Source organism: Pseudomonas sp. PME37.24/025 (assembly GCF_055556615.1).
This window is the reverse complement of sequence record NZ_JBVHNK010000006.1, coordinates 108,605-125,637: the sequence shown is the minus strand read 5'-3', so window position 1 is coordinate 125,637 and position 17,033 is coordinate 108,605. Positions and strand designations below refer to the sequence as shown.

Sequence of the window (17,033 nt, the reverse complement as noted above, 5' to 3'; positions counted from 1 at the left end):
TTGGGAGCGCGCGACTGACGCGCACTCCTCTAGCAAATCAAGGAGGCAGTCTAGCGGCTGTGCACACTTGATATGGAAATGGTATCAGCCATCTGATGAAGCATTACCGTCAGGGGTCACGTCCCCTACACGCTTTTCCAGCTGTCGCAGTCGTCGCGCGATGTCATCGAGCTGACGGATACGTGCCGCGCTTTTGCGCCATTCGGCTGCCGGTTGCATCGCCGTACCGGAAGAATAGGAACCCGGCTCGGTAATCGAGTGGGTCACCATGGTCATCCCGGTCAGGAAAACGTTGTCGCAAATCTCGATATGCCCCACCAGCCCTACGCCACCGGCGAGCATGCAATGCTTGCCGATTTTGGTGCTGCCGGAGATCCCCACACAGGCGGCCATGGCGGTGTGGTCACCAACCTGGACGTTGTGAGCGATCTGAATCTGGTTGTCGAGCTTCACACCATTGCCGATAACGGTATCGGCCAGTGCGCCGCGATCGATAGCGGTATTTACGCCTATTTCCACGTCATCGCCGATCGAAACACCGCCGATCTGCGCGATTTTCTGCCAGACACCTTTTTCGTTGGCAAAACCGAAGCCTTCACCGCCGAGCACGGCACCGGATTGAATCACCACCCGTTTGCCGATGCGTACGTCGTGATACAGCGTGACCCGCGGGGCCAACCAGCCGCCCTCGCCGATTTCGCAGCGCGCACCGATGAAGCAATGAGCGCCAACGGTCACACCTGCGCCAATACGCGCTGCACTTTCGATCACCGCAAAAGCACCGATGCTCGCCGCCGGGTCGACCACTGCATCCGCTGCCACCACCGCTGTCGGATGAATACCGACAGGCGCCTTGGGCTTGGGATCGAACAGGTGGGAAACGCGCGCGTAGGCCAGATATGGATCCGGCACCACCAGTGCATCACCGGCAAAACCTTCAGCGTCAGCAGCCTTCAGCAATACAGCTGCGGCCTGACTGTCCGCCAGGTATTTACGGTATTGAGGATTTGCCAGAAAGCTCAACTGAGCTGGGCCAGCCTCTTGCAAAGTGGCTAGCCCAGTAATTTCTTTCTTCGGGTCGCCACGTAAAGTGGCGCCGAGGAACTCGGCCAACTGGCCGAGCTTTATAGTCGCTGTCATGGGTTACTTCAGCTGATTCATGCGCTCGATAACCTGGCGAGTGATGTCGTACTGAGGCTTGACATCAATCACTGCGCCACGCTCGAAGACCAGGTCAAAAGCACCTTTCTTGATGACTTCTTCCACAGCGCTGTCCAGTTTCGGCTTGAGCTGTTTCAGCATTTCACGGTCGGCGACGGCCTTGGCTTCGTTCAGTTCCTTGGACTGGAACTGGAAATCACGGGCCTTTTGCTTGAACTCGAGTTCCAGACGTTCACGCTCGCCTTGCTGCATTTTGTCGCCGCCAGCCATCAGACGGTCCTGGATACCCTTGGCGCTGCTTTCCAGGCTTTTGAGCTTGGTCAGTTGCGGGCCGAACTTCTTCTCGGCATCCACGGCGTATTTTTTCGCTGCGTCGGATTCCAGCAGTGCCATCTGATAGTTCAGAACAGCGATTTTCATGTCGGCAAAAGCCGGACCTGCTACCAGTACGGTCGCCAGGAGAACCAATTGAGTCAACTTACGCACGATGCACTCCTACAAAATCCATTGTCGTTATCTTGGGTCAGACGCTTAGAACGTCTGGCCGAGGGAGAATTGGAACACTTGAGTCTCAGCGTCATCCGGTTTCTTGACCGGCATCGCCAGTGCGAAGCTCAAAGGACCGAGCGCGGTCACCCATGTCACGCCGATACCAACGGAACTGGCCATATTGCTCAGGCTAATATCGTTGCACTGCGTATTGGACTTCGAACCGTCAGCGTTCCTGGACTCTTTGCACGTCGAGTCGAACACGTTACCCACGTCCCAGAATACCGAAGTACGCAGGGAGCGCTGATCCTTGACGAATGGCAGAGGGAACAGAACCTCAACACCACCCTGGACCAGGACATTACCACCGAATGGCAGTGGATCCTGGTCTGGATCTCGCAACGTACCCGGGTTAGTGCCCTGGCTTGGTGTACTGCGAGGACCAAGGGTACTGTCCTTGAAGCCACGAACCGAGTTGAAACCACCAGCATAGTAGTTTTCATAGAACGGCAAGCCATCGGTCGAACCGTAACCATCGCCGTAGCCCAGCTCGGTGTGCAGGCGCATGGTGTAGTTTTCGGTCAATGGCTGGAACAGCTGGCCACGGTAATCGAGCTTGAAGAACGACAGGTCACTGCCAGGCGTCGTGGTTTCCAGGGTCAGGCTCTGGGAATGACCACGGGTTGCCAGCACGCCCTTGTTCAGGGTGGACTCGGACCAACCGGCCGAAGCCTTGAAGTTCAGGTAGTCATCGCCCTCGCGGTTAACGAAGTCGAAAATCTCGTCAACGGTGTACCGACCCGTCTTGATCTTGTCCTGCTGCGCCGACAGGCCGAAGGTCAGGCGCGAAGTCTCGCTGATCGGGTAACCAACACTCACGCCTGCACCCAGGCTGTCTACGGCATAGCTGGCCACGTCGGCATCGAGCTCGTCGTAGTCGGTGGTGCGGTAGAACGCGTTGTAACCCAGGCTCACACCGTCAGCAGTCCAGTAGGGGTCGACATAACCGAAGTTATAGCGGCTCTGGTATTCACTGCGGGTCAAACCGATGCTGACCTTGTTACCGGTACCCAGGAAGTTGTTCTGGGTGATCGAACCACCGAGGATCAGGCCGGCGCTCTGGGCGAAACCGACGCTGGCGGTAATCGAACCGGACGCCTGCTCTTCAACGCTGTAGTTCACGTCAACCTGGTCATCGACACCGGGCACGGCCGGTGTTTCGACGTTGACTTCCTTGAAGAAGCCCAGACGCTCCAGACGCGTCTTGGACTGGTCGATCAGGTAAGTCGAAGCCCAACCGCCTTCCATCTGACGCATTTCACGGCGCAGCACTTCGTCTTCGGACTTGGTATTGCCACGGAAGTTGATGCGGTTCACGTAAGCACGCTTGCCCGGATCGACAGCGAAAGTGATGTCGACCGTATGATCGTCATCGTGAGGCTGAGGCACGCCGTTGACGTTGGCGAAGGTATAACCCTCGTTACCCAGGCGACGGGTGATCAGTTCGGACGTGGTGGTCATCAGTTTGCGTGAGAACACCTGGCCTTTCTGAACCAGCAGCAGGGACTTGACCTGGTCTTCAGGCACTTTCAGGTCGCCGCTGAGCTTGACGTCACGAACGGTGTACTTCTCGCCTTCGTTGACGTTGACGGTGATGTAGACGTGTTTCTTGTCCGGGGTGATGGACACCTGGGTCGAAGCGATATCCATGTTGATATAGCCGCGATCCAGATAGTAGGAACGCAGACGCTCCAGGTCACCGGAGAGCTTTTCACGGGCGTACTTGTCATCGTTCTTGAAAAACGAAAGCCAGTTGCTGGTCTTGAGTTCGAACAGGTCGATCAGGTCTTCATCAGGAAAAACCGTGTTACCCACCACGTTGATGTGCTGGATAGCTGCAACGGTGCCTTCGTTGATGTTGACCTTCAGGCCCACGCGGTTACGCGGCTGTGGCACCACCTCAGTATCGACGGTGGCCGAGTAACGGCCCTGAGCGACGTATTGACGTTGCAGCTCGTTACGCACACCTTCAAGGGTGGCGCGCTGGAATATCTCGCCTTCGGCCAGACCGGATTGCTTGAGGCCCTTCATCAGGTCTTCAGTGGAGATCGCCTTGTTGCCTTCGATCTCGATGCTGGCGACCGACGGACGCTCGACTACAGTGATGACGAGGACGTTGCCATCGCGACCCAGTTGGATATCTTGAAAGAACCCGGTTTTGAACAACGCACGAGTGGATTCCACCAGGCGACGATCATCCGCCTGTTCGCCGACGTTCAACGGCAAGGCACCAAAGACGCTACCCGCGGAGACCCGCTGGAGGCCATTGACGCGAATATCAGAGATAGTGAAGGACTCGGCGTGAACTTCGGCGATCATCAATACGGTGAGAACCGCAGTTAGCAGCAGACGTTTCATGAAGTCCTTTCTTATTCCAACTGGCAATAAAAACTGCCGCAAAATGCGGCAGATTCGCAATTCAGCGAAGCGTTACAGTCGACCCAGATCATTGACCAGAGCAAGTAACATCACCCCGACCACCAAACTGATACCGATCTGTATCCCCCAACCTTGCACCCGATCCGACAAGGGACGACCACGCGCCCACTCGATCAGATAAAACAACAAATGCCCCCCATCCAGTACAGGAATGGGCAACAAATTCAGAACCCCCAAGCTAATACTCAGATAAGCAAGGAAATTCAGGAAATCAGCGACGCCAGACTGGGCAGAAGCGCCCGCCACTTTAGCAATGGTTATCGGTCCACTCAAGTTTTTTACCGAGAGCTCACCGAACAACATTTTCTTGAGCGAATCGAGGGTCAGTACGCTCATGGTCCAAGTGCGTCGGGCACCCTCGCCAATCGCAGCCACCGGACCGTAACTAACTTCGCGAATCATCTCTGGTGGCCAATCGACCGCTTTCACCCCGGCACCCAGATAACCACTGGGTGACTTGCTCTCGCCGCGAGCGGCCAACGTCACAGGGACGTCGATTTGAGCACCATCGCGCTCGACGCGCAGCATGATTTTGGTATCCGGATGCATACGGACGATATCGACTACCTGTTGCCAGTCGTCCAGCGCCTTGCCATCAAGGGCCAACAAGCGGTCACCCGGCTTCAGGCCCGCAGCCTTCGCCGGCCCTTTCGGATCAAATTCGGCCAGGACTGGTGGCAACGCCGGACGCCAAGGACGAATACCCAGCGAGCGAATCGGATCCGGCTCATCAGCCCCCTTGAGCCACTTGTCCAATATCAGCTCACGGGGTGAGTCCACCGTGGAGCCCTGTTCGCGAACCAGCAATTGAAGGGAACCGCTCTCACCCAGGCGACGGATCAGCTGCAGGTTCACCGCACCCCAGCCGGAGGTTGGCTCGCCATCGATGGCCATGATTTCCTGGCCCGGGCTCAAACCTGCCTTGGAGGCAATACTGCCGGACTCGACCGCACCGATAACCGGCCGCACCTGCTCGCTGCCCAGCATTGCCAGTGCCCAGAAAAACACCATTGCCAATAGAAAGTTGGCGATCGGGCCGGCCGCGACAATGGCGATGCGCTGACGGACAGATTTGCGATTGAAGGATTGATCGACCTGATCGGCCGGGACCTCGCCTTCGCGCTCGTCGAGCATCTTCACGTAGCCACCCAACGGGATAGCGGCGATCACGAATTCAGTGCCTTTGCTGTCGTGCCAGCGCAGCAGCGGCATGCCGAAGCCTACGGAGAAACGCAGCACTTTGACCCCACAGCGACGCGCAACCCAGAAATGGCCGAATTCGTGGAAGGTGACCAGCACGCCCAGCGCTACCAGGGTGCCGACAATCATATAGAGCGCGCTCATGTATTTTCTCCGCAACTATCAGTGCTGCATGGGGCAACGTATTGCAGCACTTATCGCCCGTGACGGCTCAACCATTGCCCGGCCAGTACCCGTGCTTTCGCATCAGCCGTAAACACTGCCTCGAGATCATCTACCGCAACCACAGGCTCGAGGTTCAACACTTCCTCGATAATACTCGCGATTTCCAGGTAGCGAACCCGTCCGTCGAGAAAGGCCGCCACAGCCACTTCATTCGCGGCATTGAGAATGGCCGGCGCGCTGTTGCCAGCCTCGGCGGCTTGTCGTGCTAGTCGCAGGCAAGGGAAACGCTCTTCATCGGGCGCCTGGAAATCCAGGCGAGCGATGGCAAACAGGTCTAGCGGTGCAACACCCGAGTCGATTCGCTCCGGCCAGGCCAAGGCATTGGCGATCGGCGTGCGCATGTCCGGATTGCCTAACTGCGCCAGTACCGAACCATCGATGTAGTCGACCAGCGAATGAATCACGCTCTGCGGATGAATCACCACTTCGACCTGGGAAGGCGTGGCATCGAACAGCCAGCAGGCCTCGATCAGCTCGAGCCCTTTGTTCATCATGCTGGCCGAATCCACCGAAATCTTGCGCCCCATGGACCAATTCGGGTGCGCACACGCTTGCTCGGGGGAAACATGCGCCAGCTCGGCCATTGGCGTCTGCCGGAACGGGCCACCAGAGGCTGTCAGTAAAATCCGACGCACACCGACCGCACCAAGCCCGCGAGCGAAATCCTGTGGCATGCACTGGAAAATCGCGTTGTGTTCGCTGTCGATCGGCAGCAGCACTGAACCGCTTTTGCGCACGGCCTGCATGAACAGCGCACCGGACATCACCAGTGCTTCTTTATTGGCCAGAAGAATTTTCTTGCCAGCCTCGACCGCCGCCAGGGTCGGACGCAAGCCCGCCGCACCGACAATGGCCGCCATCACCGCATCGACTTCCGGATCGGAGGCGACCTGACACAAGCCCTCCTCTCCCACCAGAACGCGGGTCGACAGACCGGCCGCACGCAAATCGTCCTGCAAACCCCGGGCAGCGCCAGATTCCGGCACGACGGCGAAGCGCGGCGAGTGACGCACACACAGCGCCAGCAACTCACTCAAACGAGTGAAGCCGCTCAAGGCGAAAACCTGATAACGCTCGGGATGACGAGCAATCACGTCGAGGGTACTCAGACCAATCGAACCGGTCGCTCCCAGCACGGTAATCTGTTGCGGGCGGCTCACGGTGCCGCCATCCATAGCAGCACAGCGAATACCGGAATCGCCGCCGTCAGGCTATCGATGCGGTCCAGCACGCCGCCGTGACCGGGCAGCAGATTACTGCTGTCCTTGATCCCCGACTGGCGCTTGAACATGCTTTCGGTGAGGTCGCCGACCACTGAAATGAATACGATTATTGCGGCACCGAACAGACCCATCAGCATCTGAACGAAACCCCAGTCCCGCACAAAACCGACGACGGCTGTAATCACCAGACTCATCAGCAAGCCGCCGTACACGCCTTCCCAGCTCTTGCCAGGGCTGACCTGTGGCGCCAGCTTGCGCTTGCCGAAGGCCCGGCCGGAAAAGTACGCACCTATATCGGCACCCCAGACCAGCACCATCACCGCCATAATCAGCCAATTGCCCAGGGGCTCCTGCTTGATCAAAACCAGGCCTTGCCAGGCTGGTAACAGAATCAACAATCCGATCACCAGTTTGCAGGCTGCGCTGGCCCAGTGTTCGCTGGACTGCGGATAGGTCAATACCAGATATGTGGCCACGCCCCACCAGAGCACTGAGGCGCCCAACACCCAAGGCGCGAGCCCCGGCACGACATGCATGACAAACAGCGCCAACGCGACCACAGCCGCATAGGCAACGCGAATCGACTGAGCCGCGAAACCTGCCAGGCGCGCCCACTCCCACGCTCCGAGCGTCACCACCAGCCCGATGAACAGCGCAAAACCGGCCCCTTCGAGCAGGAAAAACCCGCACAGGGCAATCGGCAGCAGAATCAGCGCCGTGATGATTCGTTGTTTAAGCATTAAACCCGGGCTCCAGCCTCGACCTGCTCGCTCGTTTTACCGAAGCGACGCTGGCGAGAAGCGAAATCGGCCAGCGCGTTGCGCATGGCGTCGTGTTTGAAGTCCGGCCAGAACAGGTCGGAGAAGTACAACTCGGCGTAAGCCAGCTGCCACAGCAGGAAGTTGCTGATGCGATGCTCGCCACCGGTACGGATGCACAAGTCCGGCAACGGCAGATCACCGGTCGCCAGACACGTTTGCAACAGCTCAGGGGTAATGTCCTCCGGACGCAAATGCCCGGCCTGAACTTCCCGCGCCAGACGCTGCGCGGCTTGCGCAATGTCCCACTGACCGCCGTAATTGGCGGCAATCTGCAGGACAAAACGGTTGGCACCGACAGTCATCGCCTCGGCTTCGCGCATGGCGGCCTGAAGCTCCGGGTGAAAACGCGAACGATCGCCAATGATGCGCAAACTGATGTTGTTGTCGTTGAGGCGCTTGGCCTCGCGACGCAACGCCCTGAAAAACAAATCCATCAAGGCACTGACCTCATCGGCCGGGCGCTGCCAGTTCTCGCTGGAGAAGGCGAACAAGGTCAGTACTTCGACCTTGGCCTCGGCACACACCTCGATTACCGCACGAACCGCATCCACACCCGCTTTATGCCCGGCGACACCCGGCATAAAGCGTTTTTTCGCCCAGCGATTATTACCATCCATGATGATCGCGACATGGCGCGGCACCGCGGGCGGTGCAGTCTGCTTTGTCTTATCCATTAAAACGTGACCCTTATACGGCCATCAGGTCTTTTTCTTTCTGCGCCAAATTCGCGTCGATTTCAGCCACGTATTTTTTGGTCAGATCATCAATTTCGCCAGTGGCGCGACGCTCTTCGTCTTCACTGATTTCTTTTTCCTTGACCAGATCCTTGAGCTGGCTGTTCGCATCACGACGGATGTTGCGCACCGCAACACGGGCATCTTCAGCGACGTCACGAGCCTGCTTGGTGAAGCCCTTGCGGGTTTCTTCGGTCAGGGCCGGCATGGAGATCAGCAGCAACTCGCCGAGGTTGGTCGGGTTGAGGTTCAGGCCCGCGCTACCGATGGCTTTGTCGACGGCACCCAGCATGTTGCGCTCAAAGGCAACCACTTGCAGGGTACGGGCGTCTTTAACGGTGATGTTCGCCACTTGCTTGATCGGAGTGTCGGAACCGTAATACGGCACCATCACGCCTTCAAGAATGCTTGGGTGCGCCTGGCCTGTACGAATACGACCGAAGTTGTGCGCCAGCGATTCCACGGATTTTTTCATGCGCTCTTGCGCGTCTTTCTTGATTTCATTGATCATTGTTGGCCTTCCTCGATCAGGGTCCCTTCAGCGCCGCCATGTACGATATTCAGCAGGGCGCCGGGCTTGTTCATGTTAAATACGCGCAGCGGCATCTTGTGGTCGCGGCACAGGCAAATAGCCGTCAAATCCATTACACCCAGCTTGCGATCCAGTACTTCATCATAAGTCAGATGATCGAACTTCTCGGCATGCGGGTCTTTGAATGGATCAGCCGTGTAAACGCCATCGACCTTGGTTGCCTTGAGCACCACGTCAGCGTCGATTTCGATTGCACGCAAGCAGGCTGCCGAATCCGTGGTGAAGAATGGATTACCGGTACCGGCCGCAAAAATCACGACTTCCTTGGCGTTCAGATGGCGCATGGCTTTGCGGCGATCGTAGTGATCGGTCACACCAACCATGGAAATGGCCGACATCACGATGGCCGAGATATTGGCACGTTCCAGCGCATCGCGCATCGCCAAGGCGTTCATCACAGTGGCCAGCATGCCCATGTGGTCGCCAGTAACCCGATCCATGCCCGCCGCGCTGAGCGCCGCGCCGCGGAACAGGTTGCCACCACCGATCACCAGACCGACCTGAACACCGATGCCGACCAGTTGGCCAACTTCCAGCGCCATGCGATCCAGAACTTTGGGGTCGATCCCGAACTCTTCCGAGCCCATCAGGGCCTCGCCGCTAAGCTTGAGTAGAATGCGTTTATAGCGAGCCTGATAACCACTGCCCTGCTGAGCCATTGCGAATCTCTCCTGCGGCGTATTTTAAAAATTCTTTGCGAGCTGTTTACAGCTGGCGTTCACTCTAGCTTGGCACTGCTTCAGCGCCATCGGAACATGGCTTTGTAAGCCAGTTCCAAAAGGAAACCAATTAAAATTGGCAACCCCATCTGAAAAGAGGCTGCGCGCGTGAGCGGGCAGCCTCTTCAGGGCGACAGTTAAAAAACCGTCTTATTGCTTGGCGGCGGCCAGCTGGGCAGCAACTTCTTCAGCGAAGTTGTCGACCGGCTTCTCGATGCCTTCGCCTACTTTGAAGTAGGTGAAAGAAACGATTTCAGCACCGGCTTTCTTGGCCAGTTCGCCGACCTTGATTTCAGGGTTCTTGACGAACGCCTGCTCAACCAGGCTCGCTTCAGCCAGGAACTTGCTGATACGACCTTTGACCATGTTTTCAACGATGTTTTCTGGCTTGCCAGCGATCTTGTCAGCGTTGAGGGTCAGGAACACGCCTTTCTCGCGCTCGACCGCTTCAGCGGAAACTTCCGATGGCAGCAGGAATTCAGGGTTGGTGGCCGCTACGTGCATAGCGATGTCCTTGGCCAGCTCAACGTTGCCGCCTTTAAGAACAACCGCGACACCGATCTTGTTGCCGTGCAGGTAACCACCAACAACATCACCTTCAACGCGAGCCAGGCGACGGATGTTGACGTTTTCGCCAACCTTGCCGACCAGAACCAGACGATCGGCTTCTTGAGCCTCGATCAGCGGAGCGACGTCAGTCAGTTTGTCAGCGAACGCTTTTTCTACGCTGGAAGCAACAAACGCCTTGAAGTCGTCTTGCAGGGCCAGGAAGTCGGTCTGCGAGTTCACTTCCAGCAGAACGGCGGATTTACCGTCTTCTTTAAGAGCGATCGCGCCTTCAGCGGCAACGTTGCCAGCTTTTTTGGCAGCCTTGATGGCGCCCGAAGCACGCATGTCATCAATGGCTTTTTCGATGTCGCCGCCAGCCTTGGTCAAGGCCTTTTTGCAGTCCATCATGCCTTCGCCAGTACGCTCGCGCAGTTCTTTGACCAACGCTGCAGTAATCTCTGCCATTTTCAAATTCCTCTTGGATAGGTTTTCAACCATTCCACCCGATCGAACGGGCGTTCAATTCTTCCCGAACCACCCTTGTTAGCCGCTGCACGTTACAAATGCTGTAGCTGCGCTGCTCACAAATGGTTTTCGAGGTGGCAAAAAGGGGGCCAAGCCCCCTTTTTGCTTACTGAGTCAACGCCAGGGCGTCAGTTACTCAGCTGCAGCCGCCGGAGCTTCTTCAACGAACTGCTCGGTGCCGCCAGCAACGTGGTTGCGACCGCGGATTACAGCGTCAGCCATCGAACCCATGTACAGCTGGATAGCGCGGATTGCGTCATCGTTGCCTGGGATGATGTAGTCAACGCCTTCCGGGCTGCTGTTGGTATCGACTACGCCGATAACCGGGATGCCCAGCTTGTTGGCTTCGGTGATCGCGATGCGCTCGTGATCAACGTCGATAACGAACAGAGCGTCTGGCAGACCGCCCATATCCTTGATACCACCCAGGGAACGATCCAGCTTCTCAAGATCGCGAGTGCGCATCAGCGCTTCTTTCTTGGTCAGCTTGGCGAAAGTACCGTCTTCGGCTTGCACTTCAAGGTCACGCAGACGCTTGATGGAAGCACGGATGGTTTTGAAGTTGGTCAGCATGCCGCCCAACCAGCGGTGATCGACGTACGGCGAACCGCAACGTGCTGCTTCTTCAGCAACGATCTTGCCAGCGGAACGCTTGGTGCCGACGAACAGAATCTTGTTTTTGCCCTGGGCCAGACGCTCTACGAAAGTCAGAGCTTCGTTGAACATTGGCAGGGTTTTTTCAAGGTTGATAATGTGGATCTTGTTACGCGCGCCGAAAATGTATTTACCCATTTTCGGGTTCCAGTAACGGGTCTGGTGACCGAAGTGCACACCGGCCTTCAGCATATCGCGCATGTTGACTTGGGACATGATAGTTCCTTAATAAGTCGGGTTTGGCCTCCACGTATCCCAATGACCAACCAGCAGCATCAGCTGAAGGCACCCAGGTCATCGTGTCGACACGTGTGTGGATTTAAGCTTTCTAGGGTATCCCCGGAAAGCGGCGCATTTTATATCACAAGGCAGAAAAAAACGGAACCCGGATTCTGAAAACCTGGGAAATGCTTTTGGCCCCCGCCTTGGAATCCCCCCAGAATGCGCCATCCTATAGAGAGAAGCGATGCACAGAGGCTCAGATTTGCGCTGATCGTCTGATAGAATCGTGTTTTTCAGGGCCGCGACAATTATTCGTGCAATGCCCATTTCGTTTTAGAAGGCGCCATTGAGCGCAGAGAGAGCCTGTATGACCGTCACCCTCAAAACCCCAGAGGACATCGCAAAAATGCGGATCGCCGGCAAATTGGCCGCCGATGTGCTGGAAATGATTGCCGATTATGTCAAACCGGGTGTCACCACCGAAGAGCTGGACCGCATCTGCCACGACTACATCGTCAATGAGCAGAAAGCCATCCCTGCCCCGCTCAACTACAAGGGCTTCCCGAAGTCGATCTGCACCTCGATCAACCATGTGGTCTGCCACGGCATTCCGAACGAGAAGCCGCTTAAAGATGGCGACACCGTGAATATCGACGTGACTGTGATCAAGGACGGTTACCACGGCGACACCAGCCGCATGTTCCACGTCGGTACCGTGCCGGTCTGGGCCGAGCGTCTTTCCCAGGTGACTCAGGAATGCATGTACAAGGCCATCGAACTGGTCAAGCCCGGCTGCCGCCTGGGCGATATCGGTGAAGTGATCCAGAAGCACGCGGAAAAGAACGGCTTCTCGGTGGTTCGTGAGTTCTGCGGTCACGGCATCGGCAAGGTGTTCCACGAAGAACCGCAAATTCTGCACTACGGCCGCGCCGGCACCGGCATGGAACTGAAAGCCGGCATGACCTTCACCATCGAGCCGATGATCAACCAGGGCAAGGCCGACACCAAGGTGCTGGGCGACGGCTGGACCGCCATTACCAAGGACCGCAAGCTGTCGGCACAGTGGGAACACACCTTGCTGGTGACCGAAACCGGTTACGAGATCTTCACTTTGCGCAGCGACGATACCATCGCGCGCGTTTCGGCCTGATCTCGCCCGCTCCGTTCCCAGCTTTATAGAAAGGAAAGCCAATCGATGCCGCAGGTGGATCCCGAACTCTTCGACCGCGGCCAGTTCCAGGCTGAACTGGCCCTGAAGGCAAGCCCTATTGCTGCTTTCAAGAAGGCGATCCGTCAGGCCCGCGAGGTGCTCGACGAGCGGTTTCGCAGTGGCCGGGACATTCGTCGGCTGATCGAGGATCGCGCCTGGTTTATCGACAACATCCTGCAACAGGCCTGGGAACAGTTTAACTGGAGCGAAGACGCCGATATCGCCCTGGTGGCCGTCGGCGGCTACGGTCGCGGCGAGTTGCACCCCTATTCCGACATCGATCTGCTGATTTTGCTGGACAGCGCCGATCACGAAATTTTTCGGGATTCCATCGAGCGCTTTCTGACGTTGCTGTGGGACATCGGCCTGGAAGTCGGCCAGAGCGTTCGTTCGGTGGATGAATGCGCCGTTGAAGCCCGTGCTGACCTGACGGTTGTCACCAACCTGATGGAAAGCCGCACCATCTGCGGCCCTGAGCGCCTGCGCCAGCGCATGCTGGACGTCACCAGCACCGCGCACATGTGGCCCAGCAAGGAGTTCTTCCTGGCCAAACGCGCCGAGCAGAAAGCCCGTCACCACAAGTACAACGACACCGAATACAACCTGGAGCCCAACGTCAAAGGTTCGCCCGGCGGACTGCGGGATATTCAGACGATTCTCTGGGTTGCCCGTCGTCAGTACGGCACCCTGAACCTGCGAGCCCTGGCGGGCGAAGGCTTCCTGGTGGAGAGCGAAAACGCCCTGCTGGCCTCGTCCCAGGAGTTTTTGTGGAAAGTACGTTACGCCCTGCACATGCTCGCCGGCCGCTCCGAAGACCGCTTGCTGTTCGATCACCAGCGCTCGATTGCAGGGCTGCTGGGTTTCGCAGGCCATGATGCCAAGCAAGCCATCGAAAACTTCATGCAGCAGTACTACCGGGTGGTCATGAGCATTGCCCAGCTCAGCGACCTGATCATCCAGCACTTCGAAGAAGTAATCCTGGCCCCCGAAGACGAAGCACCGCCGCAACCGATCAATTCGCGGTTCCAGCTGCATGACGGCTACATCGAGGCGCGCAGCGACAACGTGTTCCGCCGTACGCCATTCGCCATGCTCGAGATCTTTGTGCTGATGGCCCAGCAACCGGAGATCAAAGGCGTACGCGCCGATACCATCCGCCTGTTGCGCGAGAATCGTCATCTGATCGATGACGACTTCCGCAACGATATTCGTAATACCAGCCTGTTCATCGAGCTGTTCAAGTGCAAGATCGGCATCCACCGCAATCTGCGGCGGATGAACCGGTACGGCATTCTTGGGCGCTATCTGCCGGAGTTCGGTTTCATTGTCGGGCAGATGCAACATGACCTGTTTCACATCTATACGGTCGACGCGCATACCCTGAACCTGATCAAGCACTTGCGTAAGCTGCAGTACACCCAGGTGTCGGAAAAATTCCCGCTGGCCAGCAAGCTCATGGCCAAACTGCCCAAACCCGAACTGATTTACCTGGCTGGCCTGTATCACGACATCGGCAAGGGCCGGCATGGCGATCACTCGGAAATCGGCGCAGTGGATGCCGAAGCCTTTTGCCAGCGCCACCAGTTGCCGATTTGGGACAGCCGCCTGATCGTGTGGCTGGTGCAAAACCATCTGGTGATGTCGACCACGGCCCAGCGCAAGGACCTGTCCGACCCGCACGTAATCCATGATTTCGCGCAGACTGTCGGCGATGAAACCCGCCTCGATTATCTGTACGTGCTGACCGTTGCAGACATCAACGCAACCAATCCGACGCTGTGGAACTCCTGGCGCGCGAGCCTGTTGCGCCAGCTCTACACCGAGACCAAGCGCGCCTTGCGTCGAGGCCTGGAAAACCCGGTGGATCGCGAAGAACAGATCCGCCAGACCCAAAGCGCTGCGCTGGACATCCTGGTGCGCGGCGGCAACGATCCGGACGATGTCGAGCAGCTCTGGGCGCAATTGGGCGATGACTATTTCCTGCGCCACACCGCCGGCGACGTGGCCTGGCACACTGACGCGATTCTGCAGCAGCCGGCCGACGGCGGCCCGCTGGTGCTGATCAAGGAAACCACCCAGCGCGAGTTCGAGGGTGGTACGCAAATCTTCATCTACGCACCGGACCAGCACGACTTCTTCGCCGTGACCGTGGCAGCGATGGACCAGCTCAACCTGAACATTCACGACGCCCGGGTCATCACCTCCAGCAGCCAGTTCACCCTCGACACCTATATCGTGCTCGACACCGATGGCGACTCGATCGGCGACAACCCGGCGCGAGTCAAGCAGATCCGTGAAGGCCTGACTGAGGCCTTGCGCAATCCAGACAACTACCCAACGATTATTCAGCGTCGGGTGCCGCGCCAGCTCAAGCATTTCGCGTTTGCGCCACAGGTGACGATCCACAACGACGCTCAGCGTCCGGTGACGGTACTGGAGCTAAGCGCCCCGGATCGCCCCGGTCTGTTGGCGCGGATCGGCACAATCTTCCTCGAGTTCGACCTGTCGTTGCAGAACGCCAAAATCGCCACTCTGGGCGAGCGCGTGGAAGACGTGTTCTTCATCACCGACGCGAACAATCAGCCACTGTCCGACCCGTTGCTGTGCAGCCGCTTGCAGGACGCAATCGTCGAACAGCTGAGCGTCAGCCAGGAACCCGATACCAAACTTTCGCGCATCAGTTTCTGAACCAACAATTTTCCCCTGTGGGAGCGGGCTTGTGTGGCGAGGGAGCTTGCTCCCGTTCGACTGCGCAGCAGTCGCAAAGCTTTTGGGGTCGCTTCGCGACCCAGCGGGAGCAAGCTCCCTCGCCACACAAGCCCGCTCCCATATTTATAGAGGCCCCCCATGAACAACGCTCTGAACCAGTTGCAGCCTTACCCGTTCGAAAAGCTCCGCGCCCTGCTCGGCAGCGTCACGCCAAACCCGGACAAGCGCGCCATCGCGCTGTCCATCGGCGAGCCGAAACACCGTTCGCCAAGCTTCGTCGCCGAAGCGTTGGCGAGCAACCTGGATCAGATGGCCGTATACCCGACCACCCTGGGCATCCCGGCCCTGCGTGAAGCCATTGCCGCCTGGTGCGAACGTCGCTTCAGCGTCCCGAACGGCTGGCTCGACCCGGCGCGCAACATACTGCCGGTCAACGGCACCCGTGAAGCGCTGTTCGCCTTCACCCAGACCGTGGTCAACCGTGGCGACGATGCGCTGGTGGTCAGCCCGAACCCGTTCTATCAGATCTATGAAGGTGCGGCGTTCCTCGCCGGCGCCAAGCCGCATTACCTGCCGTGCCTGGACGAAAACGGCTTCAACCCGGACTTTGACGCCGTTTCGCCAGACATATGGAAGCGCTGCCAAATCCTGTTCCTGTGTTCGCCGGGTAACCCGACCGGTGCGCTGATTCCGGTTGAAACCCTGAAGAAGCTGATCACCCTGGCCGACAAATACGACTTCGTAATCGCCGCCGACGAGTGCTACAGCGAACTGTACTTCGACGAACAAACCCCACCGCCAGGCCTGCTCAGCGCGTGCGTGGAACTGGGCCGCAAGGACTTCAAGCGTTGCGTGGTGTTCCACAGCCTGTCCAAGCGCTCCAACCTGCCAGGCCTGCGTTCGGGCTTTGTGGCCGGTGATGCGGATATTCTCAAAGGCTTTCTGCTGTATCGCACCTACCACGGCTGCGCGATGCCAGTTCAAACACAACTGGCCAGCGTTGCCGCCTGGAATGACGAAGTGCATGTACGCGCCAACCGCGCGCTGTATCGCGAGAAGTACGATGCGGTGCTGGAGATTCTCAGCCCGGTGATGGATGTGCAGCGCCCGGACGGTGGTTTTTACCTGTGGCCGAACGTGGCCGGTGACGACGCAGCGTTCTGCCGGGATCTGTTTGAGCAGGAGCACGTGACCGTGGTACCGGGTTCTTACCTGTCAAGGGATGTCGATGGCGTGAATCCTGGTGCCGGGCGCGTGCGCATGGCATTGGTTGCACCATTGGCCGAGTGTGTCGAAGCTGCCGAGCGCATTCGCGCATTTATTACTCGCCGCCGCTCGTAATATTAAAACCCGCACGGCGCAATGCCGTGCGGGCTTACACAAAACATAAAGCAATATAACCAACTTACTTTAAACTTCCATTTTCCGCCCTTACAAGTTTATTCTTTTTTAGCATTTTAACTAAAAAGCTTATGCATACGTTGATGACATCGTATCGCAC

At 57.7% G+C, this 17,033-nt stretch carries 14 protein-coding genes; 3 read left to right on the top strand and 11 right to left on the bottom strand.

Going from position 1 to position 17,033, the window contains the following annotated elements; translation table 11 throughout:
• Positions 1-84: 84 nt before the first annotated feature.
• From lpxD to rpsB, 11 genes are all read right to left on the bottom strand, one after another.
• On the bottom strand, positions 85-1,140 hold the full coding sequence (gene lpxD / locus ACZ3HH_RS12630; protein WP_465805005.1) for a UDP-3-O-(3-hydroxymyristoyl)glucosamine N-acyltransferase: 1,056 nt from the start codon (positions 1,138-1,140) through the stop codon (positions 85-87).
• A 3-nt stretch (positions 1,141-1,143) separates the two neighbouring features.
• The gene (locus ACZ3HH_RS12625; protein WP_007907155.1) at positions 1,144-1,647 is read right to left on the bottom strand and encodes an OmpH/Skp family outer membrane protein; all 504 of its coding nucleotides are present in this window, start codon (positions 1,645-1,647) and stop codon (positions 1,144-1,146) included.
• A gap of 45 nt (positions 1,648-1,692) precedes the next feature.
• The gene (bamA, locus tag ACZ3HH_RS12620; protein WP_465805002.1) at positions 1,693-4,068 is read right to left on the bottom strand and encodes an outer membrane protein assembly factor BamA; all 2,376 of its coding nucleotides are present in this window, start codon (positions 4,066-4,068) and stop codon (positions 1,693-1,695) included.
• Between the two features lie 72 nt (positions 4,069-4,140).
• Positions 4,141-5,493, bottom strand: coding sequence for an RIP metalloprotease RseP (gene rseP, locus ACZ3HH_RS12615; RefSeq protein ID WP_465805000.1), 1,353 nt, complete (start codon positions 5,491-5,493; stop codon positions 4,141-4,143).
• A gap of 50 nt (positions 5,494-5,543) precedes the next feature.
• On the bottom strand, positions 5,544-6,734 hold the full coding sequence (gene ispC / locus ACZ3HH_RS12610; protein WP_465804998.1) for a 1-deoxy-D-xylulose-5-phosphate reductoisomerase: 1,191 nt from the start codon (positions 6,732-6,734) through the stop codon (positions 5,544-5,546).
• Positions 6,731-7,537, bottom strand: a complete 807-nt coding sequence (locus ACZ3HH_RS12605) for a phosphatidate cytidylyltransferase (protein WP_465804996.1) — start codon at positions 7,535-7,537, stop codon at positions 6,731-6,733. Before ACZ3HH_RS12605 ends, ispC begins: the two co-directional genes overlap by 4 nt.
• Positions 7,537-8,292, bottom strand: coding sequence for a polyprenyl diphosphate synthase (gene uppS / locus ACZ3HH_RS12600; protein WP_367374342.1), 756 nt, complete (start codon positions 8,290-8,292; stop codon positions 7,537-7,539). Before uppS ends, ACZ3HH_RS12605 begins: the two co-directional genes overlap by 1 nt.
• Before the next feature lie 13 nt (positions 8,293-8,305).
• On the bottom strand, positions 8,306-8,863 hold the full coding sequence (frr, locus tag ACZ3HH_RS12595) for a ribosome recycling factor (RefSeq protein ID WP_007907979.1): 558 nt from the start codon (positions 8,861-8,863) through the stop codon (positions 8,306-8,308).
• On the bottom strand, positions 8,860-9,603 hold the full coding sequence (pyrH, locus tag ACZ3HH_RS12590; RefSeq protein WP_003172271.1) for a UMP kinase: 744 nt from the start codon (positions 9,601-9,603) through the stop codon (positions 8,860-8,862). The genes frr and pyrH overlap by 4 nt, the downstream gene beginning before the upstream one ends.
• 210 nt (positions 9,604-9,813) lie before the next feature.
• The gene (tsf, locus tag ACZ3HH_RS12585; RefSeq protein ID WP_063342635.1) at positions 9,814-10,677 is read right to left on the bottom strand and encodes a translation elongation factor Ts; all 864 of its coding nucleotides are present in this window, start codon (positions 10,675-10,677) and stop codon (positions 9,814-9,816) included.
• A 192-nt stretch (positions 10,678-10,869) separates the two neighbouring features.
• Positions 10,870-11,607, bottom strand: coding sequence for a 30S ribosomal protein S2 (rpsB, locus tag ACZ3HH_RS12580; protein WP_007907989.1), 738 nt, complete (start codon positions 11,605-11,607; stop codon positions 10,870-10,872).
• 373 nt (positions 11,608-11,980) lie between these two features.
• Here rpsB and map point away from each other — a divergent pair, with 373 nt between their 5' ends.
• From map to dapC, 3 genes are all read left to right on the top strand, one after another.
• A complete protein-coding gene (gene map / locus ACZ3HH_RS12575; protein WP_030127993.1) occupies positions 11,981-12,763 on the top strand; it encodes a type I methionyl aminopeptidase in 783 nt (260 codons plus the stop codon).
• A gap of 45 nt (positions 12,764-12,808) precedes the next feature.
• On the top strand, positions 12,809-15,511 hold the full coding sequence (locus ACZ3HH_RS12570; RefSeq protein ID WP_465804987.1) for a [protein-PII] uridylyltransferase: 2,703 nt from the start codon (positions 12,809-12,811) through the stop codon (positions 15,509-15,511).
• Between the two features lie 159 nt (positions 15,512-15,670).
• Entirely contained in the window at positions 15,671-16,873 is a 1,203-nt protein-coding gene (gene dapC, locus ACZ3HH_RS12565; protein ID WP_465804986.1) for a succinyldiaminopimelate transaminase, read from the top strand.
• Positions 16,874-17,033 lie beyond the last annotated feature (160 nt).